Source organism: Cupriavidus alkaliphilus (assembly GCF_900094595.1).
GTDB classification, from domain to species: Bacteria; Pseudomonadota; Gammaproteobacteria; order Burkholderiales; family Burkholderiaceae; genus Cupriavidus; species Cupriavidus alkaliphilus.
On the sequence record NZ_FMAD01000002.1, the window covers coordinates 371,761 to 388,749 of the forward strand.

The 16,989-nt window shown below is 71.8% G+C and carries 15 protein-coding genes; 9 read left to right on the forward strand and 6 right to left on the reverse strand.

The window, feature by feature from the left end; translation table 11 throughout:
• Nucleotides 1-125 precede the first annotated feature (125 nt).
• The gene (locus GA0116996_RS05235; RefSeq protein WP_092307928.1) at nt 126-2,834 is read left to right on the forward strand and encodes an ABC transporter transmembrane domain-containing protein; all 2,709 of its coding nucleotides are present in this window, start codon (nt 126-128) and stop codon (nt 2,832-2,834) included.
• A 26-nt stretch (nt 2,835-2,860) separates the two neighbouring features.
• Here GA0116996_RS05235 and GA0116996_RS05240 read toward each other — a convergent pair whose 3' ends face one another.
• The 4 genes from GA0116996_RS05240 to GA0116996_RS05255 are packed head-to-tail and all read right to left on the reverse strand — an operon-like array spanning nt 2,861 to nt 6,937.
• Nucleotides 2,861-3,769, reverse strand: coding sequence for a glycosyltransferase family 2 protein (locus GA0116996_RS05240; RefSeq protein ID WP_092307930.1), 909 nt, complete (start codon nt 3,767-3,769; stop codon nt 2,861-2,863).
• A 15-nt stretch (nt 3,770-3,784) separates the two neighbouring features.
• A complete protein-coding gene (locus GA0116996_RS05245) occupies nt 3,785-4,558 on the reverse strand; it encodes a PIG-L family deacetylase (protein ID WP_092307932.1) in 774 nt (257 codons plus the stop codon).
• 27 nt (nt 4,559-4,585) lie between these two features.
• On the reverse strand, nt 4,586-5,614 hold the full coding sequence (locus GA0116996_RS05250; RefSeq protein WP_092307934.1) for a UDP-glucuronic acid decarboxylase family protein: 1,029 nt from the start codon (nt 5,612-5,614) through the stop codon (nt 4,586-4,588).
• Nucleotides 5,615-5,665: 51 nt separating this feature from the next.
• On the reverse strand, nt 5,666-6,937 hold the full coding sequence (locus GA0116996_RS05255) for a glycosyltransferase (protein WP_092307936.1): 1,272 nt from the start codon (nt 6,935-6,937) through the stop codon (nt 5,666-5,668).
• Nucleotides 6,938-7,328: 391 nt separating this feature from the next.
• On the opposite strand from GA0116996_RS05255, the gene GA0116996_RS05260 reads away from it, so the two are divergent.
• The 8 genes from GA0116996_RS05260 to GA0116996_RS05295 all read left to right on the forward strand — a co-directional run bounded on the left by GA0116996_RS05260 (nt 7,329) and on the right by GA0116996_RS05295 (nt 15,471).
• Nucleotides 7,329-7,841: a hypothetical protein gene (locus GA0116996_RS05260; RefSeq protein WP_092307938.1), complete on the forward strand. Its 513-nt coding sequence runs from the start codon at nt 7,329-7,331 to the stop codon at nt 7,839-7,841.
• 184 nt (nt 7,842-8,025) lie between these two features.
• Nucleotides 8,026-8,796, forward strand: coding sequence for an SDR family oxidoreductase (locus tag GA0116996_RS05265; protein WP_092307940.1), 771 nt, complete (start codon nt 8,026-8,028; stop codon nt 8,794-8,796).
• Entirely contained in the window at nt 8,793-9,434 is a 642-nt protein-coding gene (locus GA0116996_RS05270) for a D-glycero-alpha-D-manno-heptose-1,7-bisphosphate 7-phosphatase (RefSeq protein WP_092307942.1), read from the forward strand. The genes GA0116996_RS05265 and GA0116996_RS05270 overlap by 4 nt, the downstream gene beginning before the upstream one ends.
• Nucleotides 9,431-10,669: a glycosyltransferase family 9 protein gene (locus GA0116996_RS05275; RefSeq protein ID WP_092307944.1), complete on the forward strand. Its 1,239-nt coding sequence runs from the start codon at nt 9,431-9,433 to the stop codon at nt 10,667-10,669. Before GA0116996_RS05270 ends, GA0116996_RS05275 begins: the two co-directional genes overlap by 4 nt.
• Nucleotides 10,650-12,431, forward strand: a complete 1,782-nt coding sequence (locus tag GA0116996_RS05280) for a carbamoyltransferase family protein (RefSeq protein WP_092307945.1) — start codon at nt 10,650-10,652, stop codon at nt 12,429-12,431. Before GA0116996_RS05275 ends, GA0116996_RS05280 begins: the two co-directional genes overlap by 20 nt.
• Complete coding sequence (locus GA0116996_RS05285; protein ID WP_092307947.1) at nt 12,418-13,404, forward strand: glycosyltransferase family 2 protein; 987 nt, start codon at nt 12,418-12,420, stop codon at nt 13,402-13,404. Before GA0116996_RS05280 ends, GA0116996_RS05285 begins: the two co-directional genes overlap by 14 nt.
• A 125-nt stretch (nt 13,405-13,529) precedes the next feature.
• Nucleotides 13,530-14,531 (forward strand): glycosyltransferase family 9 protein, encoded by a 1,002-nt coding sequence (locus GA0116996_RS05290; protein WP_244159771.1) that lies wholly within the window; start codon nt 13,530-13,532, stop codon nt 14,529-14,531.
• Nucleotides 14,524-15,471, forward strand: a complete 948-nt coding sequence (locus tag GA0116996_RS05295; RefSeq protein ID WP_092307949.1) for a glycosyltransferase — start codon at nt 14,524-14,526, stop codon at nt 15,469-15,471. The genes GA0116996_RS05290 and GA0116996_RS05295 overlap by 8 nt, the downstream gene beginning before the upstream one ends.
• 16 nt (nt 15,472-15,487) lie before the next feature.
• On the opposite strand, the gene GA0116996_RS05300 is transcribed toward GA0116996_RS05295, so the two are convergent.
• Both GA0116996_RS05300 and GA0116996_RS05305 read right to left on the reverse strand, forming a co-directional pair.
• Nucleotides 15,488-15,937 (reverse strand): hypothetical protein, encoded by a 450-nt coding sequence (locus GA0116996_RS05300; protein ID WP_092307951.1) that lies wholly within the window; start codon nt 15,935-15,937, stop codon nt 15,488-15,490.
• A gap of 73 nt (nt 15,938-16,010) precedes the next feature.
• The gene (locus tag GA0116996_RS05305; RefSeq protein WP_243419793.1) at nt 16,011-16,751 is read right to left on the reverse strand and encodes a recombinase family protein; all 741 of its coding nucleotides are present in this window, start codon (nt 16,749-16,751) and stop codon (nt 16,011-16,013) included.
• Between the last annotated feature and the right edge of the window lie 238 nt (nt 16,752-16,989).

Here is a 16,989-nt window from a genome sequence, read left to right on the forward strand (position 1 = left end):
GGTTTCGCGCCATGGCGCCGCGTTGCGATCGGTATGGAATTTGCCTCCTCCCAAGACCGCGCGCCGGCCACGCCACCGCGCGCCTTGCCGTGCCGTACCGAACGACTGACGCCTGAACCGCGCGCATGCCCCAGACTATCCGTCCCGCCTCGCGCCGCCGCATCGCCGCCGAACTGTTCCGCGCGATCTGGCGCTTTCGCGCCCGCGTGCTGATCGCGGTGTCGCTGCTGCTGCTGGCCAAGGCGTGCGCGGTGGCGGTGCCGCTGCTGCTCAAGCTGGTGGTCGATGAAGTCACGCCGGCCGCGGCCGGCACCGATGCCGCGCGCCTGGGGCTGGTGGCGATGCCGGTGTTCCTGGTGCTGGCCTATGCCATCCTGCGGCTGCTCGGCAACGCCTTCAGCGAGCTGCGCGACGTGGTCTTTGCCTACGTGACGCAAAGCACGGTGGCGGGCTTCATGGAACGCGCCTTCGCGCACCTGCATGCGCTGGGCGCGCGCTTCCACGCGCAGCGCGCCACCGGCAGCGTGATCCGCGACCTGGAGAAGGGCACCGCGGCGATCGGCTTCCTGCTGGGCGTGGCGGTCTTCACCATCGTGCCCACGCTGATGGAGATCGTGTCGGTGCTGGCCATCATGATCGGCGCCTATGGCGCGGCCTTCGCCGCCATCATCCTGGGCGTGTTCGTGCTGTACGCCGGCTTTACCTATGTCTTCACGCAGCGGCGCATGCGCGTGCAGCGCCAGGTCAATGCGGTCGAGGCCACCACCAACAGCAAGGTGGTGGACAGCCTGCTCAACTACGACACCGTCAAGTTCTTCGCGCGCGAGTCGTTCGAGACCCGGCGGCTGTCCGAGATGCTGCAGCGCTGGATCGGCATCAGCGTGGAAAACCAGTATGCGCTGTCGGCCCTGCATATCGGGCAGAGCCTGTGCATCGCGGTGGGGGTCGGCGCGGTGATGCTGCTGGCCACGCAGCGGGTGATCCAAGGCTCGCTGTCGGTGGGCGACCTGGTGCTGATCAATGCCTACATCATCCAGGTGGTGCTGCCGCTCAATACGCTGGGCTTTATCTTCCGCGAGTCGAACGATGCCATGACCAACGTCGAGCGGTTGTTCGCACTGCTCGACGCACATGGCAAGCCCGGCGAGGACAGCGACGCGCCGGCTGCGCGCCCGCTGCGCGTGAGCCGCGGCGAGATCGTGTTCGACCGCGTCAACTTCAGCTATGACCCCAGCCACCAGACCCTGTGGGACGTCAGCTTCCGCGCCGGCGCCGGCCAGACCGTGGCAGTGGTGGGCGGCAGCGGCTCGGGCAAGTCGACGCTGGCGCGCCTGCTGTTCCGGCTGTACCAGCCCGACAGCGGCAGCATCAGCATCGACGGCCAGGACCTGCGCCTGGTGACCCAGCGCAGCCTGCGCGAACTGATCGGCATCGTGCCGCAGGACACCATCCTGTTCAACGACACCATCGCCTACAACATCGGCTACGGCCGCGAAGGCGCCACCCGCGCCGACATCGTCGCCGCGGCGCGCGCGGCTCAGCTCGACGCCTTCATCGACCGCCTGCCCGACGGCTACGAAACCCAGGTGGGCGAGCGCGGCGTGCGCCTGTCGGGCGGCGAGCGCCAGCGCGTGGCGATTGCGCGCGCGATGCTGAAGCGCCCGCCCATCGTGGTCTTCGACGAGGCCACCTCGGCGCTGGACACGCGCTCGGAGCGCGCGATCCAGCAGGAGCTGTCCGAGGTCGCACGCGGGCGCACCGCGCTGATCATCGCGCACCGGCTCTCGACCATCGTCGATGCCGACCGCATCCTGGTGATGGAGCATGGCCGCATCGTCGAAGACGGCAACCACGCCACGCTGCTGGAGCGCGGCGGCATCTACACCCAGATGTGGCAGTTGCAGCAGCAGCAGCGCGAGCTGGAGCGCGCCGAACGGCGCCTGGCGCTGCAGCCGGTGCGCCTGGAGATCCTGCTGGCCAGCGTGGTCGACGGGCTGCGCGAGCTGATCGCCGAGCGCCATATCAACCTGTTCACGGTGCAGAGCGAGTCGGAGCTGCGCGTCACCGGCGATCCGGGCGTGCTGCAGAAGGCGATCTGGGAGCTGTGCCAGCACATGATCGCCACCATCGAGCCGGGCGGGCGGCTGGAACTGCGGCTCGAGCGGCTCGACGGCCAGGCCGGCCTGCGGCTGTCCGCCACGCCGGGCGAACTGCCTTTGCCGGATGCGCAGGGCCTGCACGAATGGCTGGCCGAGCACGGCGTCACGCTGAGCGCCGACGGGCCCGCGCACGCCTACCAGCTGCTGATGCCGATGCGCGCCGTGCAGGAGCTTGAGCCGCGCCGCGCGCCCGCCGCCGCGCCCGGCGCCGGACCCGCGCCCGCGCCCGAGGCCCCGGATGCGCAGGCGCTCAAGGGCCTGCGCGTGCTGCTGCTGGACGACGACGAGCCCACGCGCGAGGTGCTGAGCGCCTCGCTGGAAGACTACGGCGCCCATGCCATCGCGCAGCAGCGTGGCGACGACGTGATCGCGCTGCTGGCCGGCACGCATCCGGGGCAATGGCCGCAGGTGCTGCTGTGCGACCTCGCACTCGACGAGGAAGACGGCTACACCGTGCTGCGCCGGGTGCGGCGGCTCGAGGCGCAGATGCAGGTGCCGCTGGGCAAGCGCATGACCGCGATCGCGCTGTCCGGGCACGCCGAGCCGCAGGACCGCATGCGCGCGCTGATGGCCGGGTTCCAGCTGCACCTGTCCAAGCCGGTGAGGGTGGGCGAGCTGGTGGCGGCGATCCGTTCGCTGGCGGTGCGCTCGACGCAGGACGAGCCGCAAGCGTAGCGCGGCCACCTTGACCGCACCGCGCCTCAGGCGCGCGGCTCGCGCAGCCGGCGGCGCAGCTTCAGCACTTCCGCCGGGATCACGCGCCGCTCCTGCCATACCCATGGCATGCCGCCCAGCACCTCGGCCAAGCCGCGCCATCCCTGGCAGCGCCACAGCTGCGGCAATGCCGCCGCGGTCTCGCCCAGCGCCACATGCCAGGGCAGCCGCAGCCAGGCGGACCAGATCGCATTGCGCGCCAGCAGCGAGCGGCGCTGCGCGGGATTGCGCAGCGGGCTGGGATGGTGGTGCACCACAAGCTGCGGCGCGTACACCAGCTGCCAGCCATGCGCGGCCAGGTCCAGTGCCAGCAGCGTTTCCTCGCCGCCGAGGAAGAAGCGCGGATGGTAGCCGCCGGCCTGGCGGAAGGCATCGGTGCGGAACGCGGTGGCGCCCGCCATCAGGCCCAGGATCGCGCGGCCCGGCAGCATTGCCGAGGGCAGCGGGCTGGCGGCCATGCGCGTGCAGGTCGGGTCTTCGCCGCGGTGCTCGCCCACCAGGATGCGCGCCGTCAGCGCGGCGACGCGCGGATGGCGCTCGAACATGGCGCAGGCCGCCGACAGCGATCCGGGGGCCCACCAGCAGTCGTCGTCGCAGAAGGCGACGTAGCGGGTGCGGGCCCAGTCCGCGCCCAGGTTGCGGCCGGCGGCACCGAGGTTGCGCGCGCTGCGCAGCAGCGCGGCGTGCGGGAATTCGCTGCGCACCATGGCGTCGGTGCCGTCGTCCGAGGCGTTGTCGACCACGGCGATGGGCGGGCGCTCCGGCAGCGCGCTCAGGCGCGCCAGTGCGGTGCGCACCGAATCGCGCCGGTTGTGCGTCAGCACCACCACGCTGATGTCGCAAGGACGGGCGCGCGGGGACAGGCGGGCAGGGGAGGCGGTGGCTGGTATCGGCATGGGGATTGGCATGGCTCAGGCAGGGCCGGCGCCGGCCGGCTGCAGCATCCAGTAGCGCTCGGGCGCGCACAGGTCGCACAGCCGGTCTTCGCTGAACAGCTGCAGCTGGCTCTGGTAGGCGTTGAGCGCGTAGCTCTTCTGCGTCAGGTACTGCGCCACCGGCAAATTCACGGGCGTGGCGAGCAGGCCGCTGTCCCGGCATTGCACCAGCCGCTGCTGCAGCAGGCCGGGCATGCGGCGGTAGATCGCGTCCTCGTAAAAGAGCCACTGCACGGGCGGCGGTGCGACGGTTGGTGCGGCTGTTGGCGCGGCGGCAGGCGGCGCGCTCCAGGCGGGGCCATGCGCGTGCGCGGCCAGCATCAGCAGCCGGCAGGCGTCATGCACCAGCGCATGGTCGGAATGGAACAGTCCCAGCGGTGCCACCACCACGCCCTCGGTCTGCGTCAGCAGCACGGTGCGCAGGGCGTCGGCAAGCTGTCGGGCGGTGTAGCGGCGCCCATACTGGCTGTCCCAGAAATCCAGCCACACCGCGTGCGCGCCTAGCATGGTCAGCGCGTGGTTGTCCTCGCGCCGGCGCGACAGCACCGCCTGCTCGGCGCTGGCGAAGCCGGCGGCCTGGTCCCAGTCCGGGGCTGGCATGTCCGCCGGCGGCACGCCCGCGAACACGGTCACCACGCGCGCCGCGCGCGCGGCCGCGATCAGCCCGCCGCAGCTGAACACGGCATCGTCCAGGTGCGGCGAGATCACGGTCACCGCGGCGGCGAGATCGACCACCATCGCCGTGCCCATGCCGCCTCCTCGCGCTACGGCACGCCGTCAACTGAGCGCGGCACGCGCTTCGCGCGCGGTGGCCGACACCGGCACCACGTTGCCCGGCGCCCCTTCGGCATGCGCCTGCGCGGCGCGCCGCGCGGCAAAGTAGTCGACGGTGCGGCGCAGGCCGTCTTCCAGCGCGGTGTGGGGCTCCCAGCCCAGCAGCCGGCGCGCCAGCGAGATGTCGGGGCAGCGCTGGTGCGGGTCGTCGGCCGGCAGCGGGCGCATCTCGATGCGCGACTGCGAGCCGGTGGCGCGCAGCACCGCCTGCGCGATCTCGAGCATGGTGGTCTCGCGCGGGTTGCCCAGGTTGACCGGCGTGCCGCTGGCGGGGGCTTCCATCAGCCGGATCAGCGCGTCGACCATGTCGTCGACATAGCAGAAGGCACGCGTCTGTGAGCCGTCCCCGTAAACCGTCAGCGGCTGCCCGGCCAGTGCCTGGGTGATGAAGTTCGAGACCACGCGGCCGTCGGCCGGGTGCATGCGCGGACCGTAGGTGTTGAAGATGCGCGCGATGCGCACGTCCAGCCCATGCTGGCGGTGGTAGTCCATGAACAGGGTCTCGGCGCAGCGCTTGCCTTCGTCGTAGCAGGAGCGGATGCCCACCGGATTGACGTGGCCCCAGTACCCTTCCTGCTGCGGATGATGCTCGGGGTCGCCATAGACTTCGCTGGTGGAGGCCTGCAGGATGCGCGCCCTGAGCCGCTTGGCCAGTCCCAGCATGTTGATGGCGCCGTTGACGCTGGTCTTGGTGGTCTGCACCGGGTCGTGCTGGTAGTGCACCGGCGAGGCCGGGCACGCGAGGTTGTAGATTTCGTCGACTTCCACATACAGCGGGAAGGTGACGTCGTGCCGCAGCAGCTCGAAATTGGTCCGGCCCAGCAGGTGCGCGATGTTCTCCTTGGTGCCCGTGTAGAAGTTGTCCACGCACAGCACGTCCTGCCCGGCGCGCACCAGCCGCTCGCACAGGTGCGAGCCGAGAAATCCCGCGCCGCCGGTGACCAGGATGCGCTTGCGATCGCTTTCCTTCATTTCCGCTCTCCTTGGATTGCTTGCTCGTGCGGGCTGGCCGCCGCGCCCGCATCAGGCCGCGACACGGCGGGCCCCGGCCTGCAGCGCCGGCGCGCCGGCGCAGACGCGCGCATAGACCGCCTCCATCTGCCGGGCCACGCCGGCCCAGGTGAAATGCGCCTGGGCGCGGCGCCGGCCCGCTTCGCCCAGCCTGCGCGCCAGCGCGGGGTTGGCGGCCAGCTGTGCCAGCCGTGCCGCCAGCGCCGCCGGCGCCTTGGGCGGCACCAGGAAGCCGGTGTGTCCGTCCAGCACGGTGGAGCGAATGCCGCCGACGTCGGCGCCGATCACCGGCGCGCCGCACGCCATCGCCTCCACCGGCGTGATGCCGAACGGCTCGTACCACGGCGTGGTCACGAAGACATCGGCGGCGCTGTAGAACAGGCGCAGGGTGTCGCGCCCGCGCCGGCCGGTAAACACCACGCGTTCGGCCACGCCCTCGGCGCTGGCCACCTCCTGCAGCCGGCCGATTTCAGGCGTGGCCTGCACGCTCGGCTGCTCGGCGTTGCCGCCGACCACGTACAGGGTGGCGTCGAGACCGGTGTCGCGGCGCAGGCAGCCCAGCGCACGGATCACGTTGTCGATGCCCTTGCGCGGCACCAGCCGGCCCAGCTGCAGCACGCGGAAGCCGTGCTGCGGCCAGCCCAGTGCGCGCCGCGCCGCGTCGCGCGGCACCGGCGCGAACTCGGCCGCGTCGAAGCCGCACGGCACGGTCTGCACGCGCGCGGGATCGGCGCTGTAGAGGTTGACGAGGTCGTCCAGGTCCTGCGGACATTCCGCCACCACGCAGTCGGCCTCGCGCACCAGCGTGTCCTCGATGCCGAAGCGGTCGTCCGGGAAGCCGTCGGTGCTGCCCTGGTGCAACCTGCGCACCTTGCCCAGCGCATGGAAGGTCATCACCAGCGGGATGCCGAGCGTGTGGCGCGCGCGCAGCGCTGCCAGCCCGGACATGAAGAAGTTGGCATGAAGCACGTCGTAGCCGGTGGCATCGCCGCGCACGAAGTCGGCCAGGAACGCGCCGAAGTCCTCCATATAGGGCAGCAGCTGTTCCTTCGGGATCTGCACCGGCGGCCCGGCGGTGACGTGGATCACGCGCACGTTGGGTGCGAAGGCCACCACCTCGGGCAGCAGCGCCTTGTCGCGCCGCGTAAAGATATCGACCTGGTAGCCGCGGCTGCCAAGCTGCCTTGCAAGATGCGCCACATAGATGTTCTGCCCGCCGCAGTCGGTGCTGCCGACACTGGCGAGTGGCGAGGCATGTTCGCTGATCAGCGCGATCTTGCGCATGGTGGGCCTCCGGTGTTTTGCGCTCGTGCCTGCCACGCGGACAGGGGTCGGGGAGGTGGTGGCCCCTGCAGCTAGTGTGCCAGTGCGCCCCCGGCTGCCATGCCCTCCGCGCCTTCGCACAGGGAACCGATGGAGAAGCGATATAGCGGTTCTCGCCCGCCATGCGGGACCGCATAGCGCCGAGGACGCACCAGCAGCGCGCCCGCGCTTTGGTCATTCTTACGCCGCCCCTTTGTAATTTGCGCTTACGGATCTTTCATCTGTGGACCCGCGTCGCGCAGCGTTGCAACCGGCCCAATGTTTGCTGCGTCGATGGCGCTCATGCAGGCCTTGCTGCACGCGCTGCCGCAGTGGCCTGCCGTTCAACCATCGATTGGAGTTGCCCATGCCAATGACCCCCGATGCGGGCCAGCCGCCCCGCGCCTCCCACGCCGGCGCCAGCCGCTTCAGCGATCCCGCCGCGGCGCGGCGCGCAGTCGAACTGGCGTTGCCGATGCTGCAGGCCTCGCTGCGCGACAAGGCCGTCGGCGAAAGCGGCTGCATGCATGTGGTCGTGATGGATCCGACGCTGCAGCCCGGCGATTGCGCCTTCGAGGAAGCGATCCTCTATGAGCATTCGCTGCCATCGCGCGAGGCCTGGGATGCGGACTACAGCCGCTATGCGCGCGCCAAGGCGAGCCTTAGCTGGCGCACCGGCATGACCAGCGCGCAGGTGGTCCACTGCAGCCCGCACCGGCTGCGAAGCGATGACACGCTGCTCGGCGGCGCCGCCGTGGTCGATGGCATCGTGGTCGCCGTCAGCGGGGCCAATGCCTGGTACGACGAGGCCTTTGCCGGCTGCGTGGCGATGCTGCTGCGGGCCGTGGCGCAAGGCGCGTGCGTGCAGGCACAGCCGGCTGGCTGATGGCGGCGCCCGCGCGTTCGCCTGACGGTTGGCACACATTTCGCACCGGCAGCAAGCCTGCGTACCAGGGGGTGCCTGTCCGGGACGCAGCGTGCCCATGCCGCCAACGCACCCGTGCCGATGTCCGATGCGTTGTCCGAATCACCATCGACCACACACCACCCGATCGTCAAGGAAGCCAACCATGCAGACTTCGCAGCCCCCGCGCCCTGCCGCGCACCCCGACACCACGGTTCCGCTGCTCGACCGCACCTATCTCGTCAGTGGCGCGGGCAGGGGACTGGGCGCCGCGATTTGCCGCACGCTGAGCGCGGCCGGCGCGACCGTGATCGTGGCCGATATCGACGACAAGCTCGCCCACGACAGCGCCGGCGAGCTGGCCGAGGCCGGCGCGCATGCGTGGCCGCTGCACCTGGATGTCTCCGACCCCGCTTCCGTGCGCGCGGCCTTCGAGTCGCTGCGCGCGCGCGGCGGGCGCCTCGACGGCATCGTCAACAACGCCGCCATCGACATCACGCTGCCGGTGGACGAGGTCGATGCCGAGGCCTGGCGCAAGGTGCTGATGGTCAACCTGTACGGCCCCTACCTGATGGCGCATGCCGCCGTGCCGGTGCTGAAGGCGCAGGGCGGGGGGCATATCGTCAACATCGCCTCGACCGCGTCGAAGCGCGCATGGCCCAATGCCTCGGCCTACCACGCCACCAAGTGGGGCCTGCTCGGCTTCTCGCACGCGCTGCATGCGGAACTGCGGCCGCACGGGATCAAGGTGTCGGCGATCGTCGCGGGCGGCATGCGTACGCCGTTCCTGCTCGACCGCTTTCCCGACATCGACCAGGGCAACCTGCAGGATCCGGCCAATGTTGCCAACGCGGTGCGCTTCGTGCTGACGCAGCCGGAAGAAACCGTGATCCCCGAGGTGATGGTGCTGCCCATGAAGGAGACCTCGTGGCCATGAGCCTCGCCCCCGCGCTCCGTGCGGCCGTGCTGCTGGACAAGGACGGCACGGTGCTGCACGACGTCCCCTACAACGTCGATCCGGCGCGCATGCGGCTTGCGCCAGGCGCCGCCGCCGCGCTGCGGCTGCTGGGCGGCCTGGGCCTGCCGCTGCTGGTGGTCACGAACCAGCCCGGGGTGGCCCATGGACTGCATACCGAGGCCGAACTGGTGCCGGTGCGCGAACGGCTGGCGGCCATGTTTGCCGAACATGGCGCGGCGCTGAGCGGCTTCCTGTATTGCCCGCATCATCCGCAAGGGCAGGTGGCGCCCTACGCGCGCGCGTGCCTGTGCCGCAAGCCCATGCCCGGGCTGCTGCTGCAGGCGGCCGCGGCATGGCGGCTCGACCTGGCGCGGTCCTGGATGATCGGCGACATCCTCAACGACGTCGAGGCCGGCAACCGCGCCGGCTGCACCACCGTGCTGGTCGACTGCGGCAACGAGACCGAGTGGCAGCTGTCGCCCGCGCGCCAGGCCGATTACGTAGTGCCCACGCTTGACGCCGCCGCGCGCCTGGTGGTTGCGCGCACCCGGAGCGCGGACCATGCCGGCGCGGCAGCCTCGACGGGCGCGTCACCATGCCGTGCGGAGGCGCCATGAACTGGCAATCCGCGCGCAGCGTGCTGTGCGTGCGCCTCGACAACATGGGCGACGTGCTGATGAGCACGCCGGCGATGCAGGCGCTGGCCGATGCGCTGCCGGGCCGCCGGCTGACGCTGCTGACTTCGCACAGCGCTGCGGCCCTGGCGCCGCACCTGCCGATGGTCAGCCGCGTGCTGGCCTGGGACGCGCCCTGGGCCAGGCATGCCGAGGACCAGGCGGCACCGGCGCCCGGGCCGGAGATCGCCGCGTGCGCGCGCTGGCTGGCGCGCTTGCGCTTCGACGCGGCCGTGATCTTTACCGTCTACAGCCAGAGCCCCCTGCCCGCCGCGGTGTTGTGCGCGCTGGCGGGCATTCCGCTGCGGCTGGCCTGCTGCCGCGAGAACCCCTACACCTTGCTGAGCGACTGGGTCCCCGACACCGAGCCGGGCACGCAGCCGGGCCAGCGTCCGCGCCACGAGGCGCAGCGCCAGCTCGACCTGGTGGCGCAGGTGGGAGCGATCCCGCGCGACACGCGCCTGCGCTTTCGCGTGCTGGCGTCGGATCGCACCGCGGTCGCGGGGCGCCTGGCCGCGATCCGCGCCGGACGCAGCGGGCCGGTGGTAGTGGTGCATCCCGGCGCCAGCGCGCCGTCGCGGCGCTGGCCACCGGCGCGCTTTGCCCAGGTGGCGCACGCGCTGGCGGTGAAGGCCGGCGCGCACGTGCTGGTGACCGGCGATGCCGCCGAGCACGACATCGTGCGCGCGGTCTGCGCCGCCGCCGGCCATGCGCGCGTGGTGCCGCTCGCCGGCGCCTTGCGCCTGGGCGAAATGGGCGCATTGCTGGAAGCCGCCGACCTGCTGGTGTCGAACAACACCGGGCCGGTCCACCTGGCCGCCGCGCTGGGCACGCCGGTGGTGGACCTGTACGCGCTGACCAACCCGCAGCACACGCCCTGGCAGGTGCCGCACCGCACGCTGTTTGCCGATGTGCCGTGCCGCTATTGCTACAAGAGCATGTGCCCGCAGGGACACCATCGCTGCCTGGAAGACGTGCCGGCCGCGCACGCGGTGCAGGCCGCGCTGGCGCTGCTGGGCGGCGCTCCGGACAGCATGCCAGCGGTCGAGCTGCCCTGGCCGGGCGCGCTCGCCGCCGCGGCGCCCCGGCAGTCCGACGCCGGGCCGGCCATGACTGAAGGCCATCCCATCCGCCACATCCCCCACGACGAGGCCGACCATGTACACCCTTGGCATTAACGCCGCCTACCATGACTCCGCCGCCTGCCTGGTGCGTGATGGCGCGGTCATCGCCGCGGCGGAGGACGAGCGCTTTACCCATATCAAGCACGGCAAGCGCCCGGTGCCGTTCACGGCGTGGGAGCTGCCGTTCCACGCCATCGACTATTGCCTGGGCGAAGCCGGCATCGCGCTGCGCGAAGTCGACCATGTCGCCTACGCCTTCGACCCCGCGCTGATGCTGGGTGCGCGCCGGCATGACGCCACCGTGACGCTGCCGCTGGAGCCATCGGCGCAAGGCGCGCCCGGCGGGCACGAGTCGCCGTGGGATCCGCTGTTCCTGTCCTACGTGGTCAACGCGCCGCGGCAACTGGCCAGCGGCGCGCCGCACCACCTGGCCGCGCGCTTTCGCGGCGTGCGCCACGACGGGCCGTTCCGCTGGCATTTCGTCGAGCACCACATGGGGCATGAAGCCAGCGCCTTCCTGGCGGCGCCGTTCGGGCGCTGCGCGGTGCTGACCATGGACGGCCGCGGCGAGCGCGCCACCACCAGCTACGGCGTGTTCGACGGCAAGGAATACCGGCGCATCAAGCAGATCGACCTGCCGGACTCGCTCGGCCTGCTGTACGAACGCGTCACGCGCCACCTGGGCTTCCTGCATTCGTCGGACGAGTACAAGGTGATGGCGCTGGCCTCCTACGGCAAGCCCGCGCATCTCGGCGTGTTCCGCGACATGGTCCGGCGCGATGCCGAAGGCGGCTACCGCGTGGCGCAGCCCGACCTGGAAGCCCTGCTGGGCCCGCCGCGCCAGCGCGGCGAGGCCCTCGGCGCGGCGCATTTCGATATCGCGCGCTCGCTGCAGGAGGTGCTGGAGGAAACCGTGGTCGGCATGACCACCTGGCTGGCCGAGGCCAGCGGCGAACGGCAGCTGGCCATGGCCGGCGGCGTGGCGCTGAACTGCGTGATGAACGCGCGCGTGCGCGACCAGAGCCCGTTCGACGAGGTCTGGGTGCAGCCCGCCGCCGGCGATGCCGGCACCGCGCTGGGCGCGGCGCTGTGGATCGACTTCCTGCAACGCGGACGTCCGGCGCGGCAATGGTCGATGGAACATGCCTACCTGGGGCCGGCGTATGGCGAGGACGAGATCGCGGCCTTCCTCGACTGGGCCAAGCTGCCTTACCGCCGGCTCGACGACCTGGCCGGGCAGACCGCCGAGCTGCTGGCGCAGAACAAGATCATCGGCTGGTTCCAGGGCCGCATGGAATTCGGCCCGCGCGCGCTGGGCGCGCGCTCGATCCTGGCCTCGCCGATCGATCCCGGCATGCAGCAGCGGCTGAACCAGATCAAGGACCGCGAAGACTTCCGCCCGGTGGCGCCCGTGGTGATGCAGGAGCGCGCGCCGGACTGGTTCAGCGCGGCCAAGCCCGGCCGCGGCGAAGCGCCGTTCATGCTGTTTATCTACGACGTGCGCCCCGAGCAGGCGGCGCGCATCCCCGCGGTCTGCCACGTCGACGGCACCGCGCGCGTGCAGACCGTGCGGCGCGAGCAGAACCCGGCCTACTACGACTTGCTGGCCGCGTTCGAGCAACGCACCGGGGTGCCGATCCTGGTCAACACCTCGTTCAACACGCGCGGCGAGCCCATCGTGTGCACGCCGCGCGATGCGGTCGAGTGCTTCTGGACCTCGCCGCTGGACGCGCTGGTGATCGGCCCGTTCCTGCTGGAAAAGCCCTCAGCCGAAGGCGCCTATGGACAGACGGGAGGGGCCCATGGACAGGCCTGAGCCAAGGGTCGCGGTGGTCGTGCCCACCTGGCGCCGGCCGGCGCTGCTGGCGCGCTGCCTGCAGGCGCTGTGCGCACAGCGCCTGCCCGCGCAGGCGTACGAGATCATCGTGGCCGACGATGGCTGCGAGGCCCGCATCGAACGGCTGGTGGCGCTGATGGCCGCGCAGCATCCGCGCCATGCGCTGCGCTATGTGCCGGTGCCGGGCACGCAGGGGCCGTCGGGCGCGCGCAATGCGGGCTGGCGCCGCGCGCGCGCGTCGGTGATTGCCTTTACCGACGACGACACCGTGCCGGATCCGGGCTGGCTCGAAGCGGGCTGCGCCGCGCTTGCGGACCAGCCGGAGTGCTGCGCGGTGGCCGGCACCGTGCACGTGCCGCTGCCGGCGCGTCCCACCGACCACGAGCGCGATACCGGCGGCCTTGCGCACGCCGAGTTCGTCACCGCCAACTGCTTCGTCCGGCGCGACGCGCTGCTGCGCATCGGCGGCTTCGACGAGCGCTTCACGCGCGCGTGGCGCGAGGATTCGGACCTGCAGTTCCGCCTGATGCAGCAGGTCTGCCCGGTGGGCCGCGCGCCCGCGGCCGTGGTGGCGCACCCGGTGCGGCCCGCCGCCTGGGGCAGCAGCGTGGCGGCGCAGGCCAAGGTGTACTTCGACGCGCTGCTGTACAAGAAGCATCCGCGCCTGTACCGGCAACGCATCCGCCGCGTGCCGCCCTGGCATTACTACGTGACGGTGCTGGCGCTGCTGGCCGTGCCGATCGCATGGCTGGCGGGCGCGCCCGCCGTGGCCGCCGCGGCGGGCCTGCTGTGGCTCGGATTTACCGCGGCATTCTGCGCGCGGCGCCTGCGCGGCGCGGCGCTGACGCCGGCGCATGTGGCCGAGATGGCGTTTACCTCGATGCTGATACCGCCGTTGTCGCTGTACTGGCGGCTGCGCGGCGCGCTGGCCTTCCGGGTGGTGTTCCTGTGAGCGCATGCGTCGAGCCGCTCACGGCCTTGCCCCTCGCCCGGCATCCGCAGCATGCGGCGCGGCGCCGCGCGGCGCCGGCGCGGGTGCGGCGCATCGCCGTGTTCCGCGCGCTGCAGCTGGGCGACATGCTGTGCGCGGTACCGGCGCTGCGGGCGCTGCGCGCGGGCGAGCCCGATGCCCGCATCACGCTGATCGGCCTGCCCTGGGCACAGGAGTTCGTGTCCCGCTTCAGTGCGCTGGTGGATGACCTGATGGTGTTTCCCGGCGCACCGGGAATGCCCGAGCAACCTTGCGCCGAAGCGGCGGCGGGACCGTTCTACGCGGCCGCGCACGCGGCGCGCTTCGACCTGGCGATCCAGCTGCACGGCAGCGGCGCGCTGACCAACGCCGTGGTGCAGCGCCTGGGCGCCCGGCGCATGGCCGGCTTCTGTCCGGACCCCGCGGCGGCGCGCTGCAGCCGCGCCGGCGTGCTGGTGCCATGGCCGCAGGGCAACGAGGTCGAGCGGCTGCTGGCGCTGATGCAGGCGCTGGGCTATCCGTGCGCGGACCGCGGCCTGGCGTTTCCGCTGCGCCCGCTCGACCATGCCAGCTGGCGGCTGCTGGCCGCCGAGCACGGCCTGGTCGCCGGCGAATACGTCTGCCTGCACGCCGGCGCGCGCATGCTGTCGCGGCGCTGGCCGGTGGAGCGCTTTGCCGAGGCCGGGCGTGCGCTGCGGCGCCACTGGAAGGTGGTACTGACCGGCAGCCGCGACGAGGCCGCGCTGGTGGGGCAGCTGGCGCGGCGCCTGGGCAAGCCGGTGGTCAACCTGTGCGGGCAGACCGCGCTGGGCACACTGGCCGCACTGATCCGCGATGCGCGTCTGCTGCTGTGCAATGACACCGGCGCCTCGCATATTGCCGCGGCGCTGGGCACGCCCAGCGTGGTGGTGTCCTGCGGCAGCGACAGCGCGCGCTGGGCGCCGCTCGACACCACGCTGCATCGCGTGCTGGCCGACCAGCCCGCGTGTCGCCCGTGCATGCACCAGCGCTGCCCGCTCGCCGGGCACCCGTGCGCGTCGAATATCAGCGTGGCCAGCGTGGTGGAGGCCGCGCTGGCGCTGGCGGCTCAGGAGCGCGGCCATGGCTAGGCGACTGCGCATCCTCACCTGGCACGTGCACGGGAACTACCTCTATTACCTGTCGCAGATCCCGCACGAGCTGTACCTGGTCACGCGCGATGACGGCACCCCCGGCTATGCCGGCGCCGGCGGCGCGTTGCCGTGGGGCGCCAACGTGCATGAGGTGCCTTACGACGCGGTCCCTGCGGGCCGCTTCGACTGCGTGCTGTACCAGCACCGCCACCATTACGAGCATGACCGCGTAGACCTGCTCAGCGCCGCGCAGCGCGCGCTGCCGGCGCTCTACCTGGAACACGATCCGCCGCAGGAACACCCGACCAACACGCGCCATCCGGTGCAGGATCCGTCGATGCTGCTGGTGCACGTGACCCCGTTCAACGCGCTGATGTGGGACAGCGGCGTCACGCCCTGCCGCGTGATCGAGCACGGCGTGCTGGTCGACGAGGCGGTGCGCTACAGCGGCGAACTGGCGCGCGGCATCAGCGTGGTCAACCACCTGTCGCGGCGCGGCCGCCGCCTCGGCGCGGACCTGTTCGCGCGCGTGCGCGAGCAGGTGCCGCTGGACCTGGTCGGCATGGCGGCGCAGGAGGCGGGCGGGCTGGGCGAAGTGGCCAACCCCGACCTGGCGGCGTTCGTCGCGCGCTATCGCTTCTTCTTCAACCCGATCCGCTACACCAGCCTGGGGCTGGCGGTGGTGGAGGCGATGATGCTAGGGGTGCCGGTGGTGGGCCTGGCCACGACCGAACTGGCCACGGTGATCCAGAGCGGCAACAACGGCTATGTCGATACGCGCATCGAGGTGCTGGTCAGCGTGATGCGCGAACTGCTCGACGATCCGGAACTGGCGCGGGTCTGGGGGGAACGCGGCTGCCGGGTGGCGCGCGAGCGCTTCGGCATCGGCCGCTTCGTGGCGGAGTGGGACGAGACGCTGCGCGCGGTCTGCGCGTGACCGCAACACGCGCCGGCTAGCCCGGCTCGCCGTTGTTGCCGACGTGCAGCCGCGCGCGGCTGCCTGACGATGCCGTGCAGCACACCAGATAGTACGCACGCTTGAACTGCAGCGCGGCTTCGAGCCTGCGGCCCTCGGCGGCTTCGGCAAACGCCGCCTGCAGACAGCGCGCGATGCTGTCGGCGGTGCCGCCTTGCTCGAACAGCCCGGGCGCGCGCTGCTCCCATAGCCGCATCAGCACGGCACGCCGCTGCGCCAGCGTATGCGGGGGCCAGGTGTGGTCGCGGCTGAGCAATTCCAGTCGCGTCGCCAGCAGCGTTTCAAGCAGCATGGTGGGCCGGGCGAAGCGCGCGGGCGGCGCGGGCTCGTGCGCGGCTGCCGCAGGGGACGATGCCGGCACGGCTGGCGCCGCCGTATCGACCAGCGCCGCGGGCAGGGGCGTGGCGTCGGGTGGGCGCATGGTCATGGCAGACAGCCGAAGGGTGCCAGGCATGCGGCCGCGCGCGATACGGCCGCGCCGCACGTTGCGACGGCGGGTTTCATTCCGTCGCCGCTTCGGTGGCGGATTCTTCGGCGTTGGCGATGGCCACGGCGGCCGCTCGCTGCGCCATCGGCTCGGCGGCGCGGATGCGCAGCACGGTCTGGCGCGAGGTGCTGAAGCGCCGCGCGGTCTCGCTGACCGAATAGCCCGCCGACAGCGCGCTCAGGATGGCGTGGCGCTGCTCGGGCGTGTGCTTGGGCGGCCGGCCGACCTGGCGCCCCATGGCCTTGGCCGCGGCCAGGCTCTCGCGTACGCGCACGCTGCGCGTCGCGCCTTCCAGCGCGGCCACTGCGCGCAACACCTCGACCGCCTCGGGCGGCGTGGCGCTGGCCAGGTCGTCGCGCGACAGCTGCACGCAGTACAGCGCCACGCCCAGCAGGCGGAAGCGCCTGACCGTGGCGAGCACTTCGGGCACGCTCCAGCCCAGGCTGCAGAGGCGCAATGCCACCACCGCGTCGCCGGGCTGCGCCTGGTGCTGCAGCGCGCGCAGGCGCGGGCGCTGCAACGCCGGCACCGAGGCCGGCGCGACTTCCCAGAATACGTGTTGCGGGTCGACGCCATAGCCGGCGGCGCTGGCGGCCTGCAGTTCATCCTGGACGGCCGACGGTGCATCGGCGCAATTCGAGTAGAGGAAGGTGGTCGGCATGATGGTGTCGGACGGCGCGGACGCCGTGCGCTGGTGATTCGGTTCGGACAGAGCCCGCTGCGGACAGCGGCTCTGTTCCGGCTTGCGGGTCATGCCGCAACTTTCATGCCGCGCGCTACGCCTCGTGGCTGTGGCGGCGCAACGTTCTGCCGGCGCGCCCATGCGATGCGGGACCCAGGGCGTTGCCTCGCGCGCCGCCGCGGGCACAATTACAAGGCTTCGCGCAGGAATTGCAATGACTCGCAGGCCAGCCGCCCGCGCGCGCGCCACCGCGCTGGAGGTTGCGCGGGCACGGAACCTGCCTGCGTTGCGGGGCGAAGCCGCAGTGCCG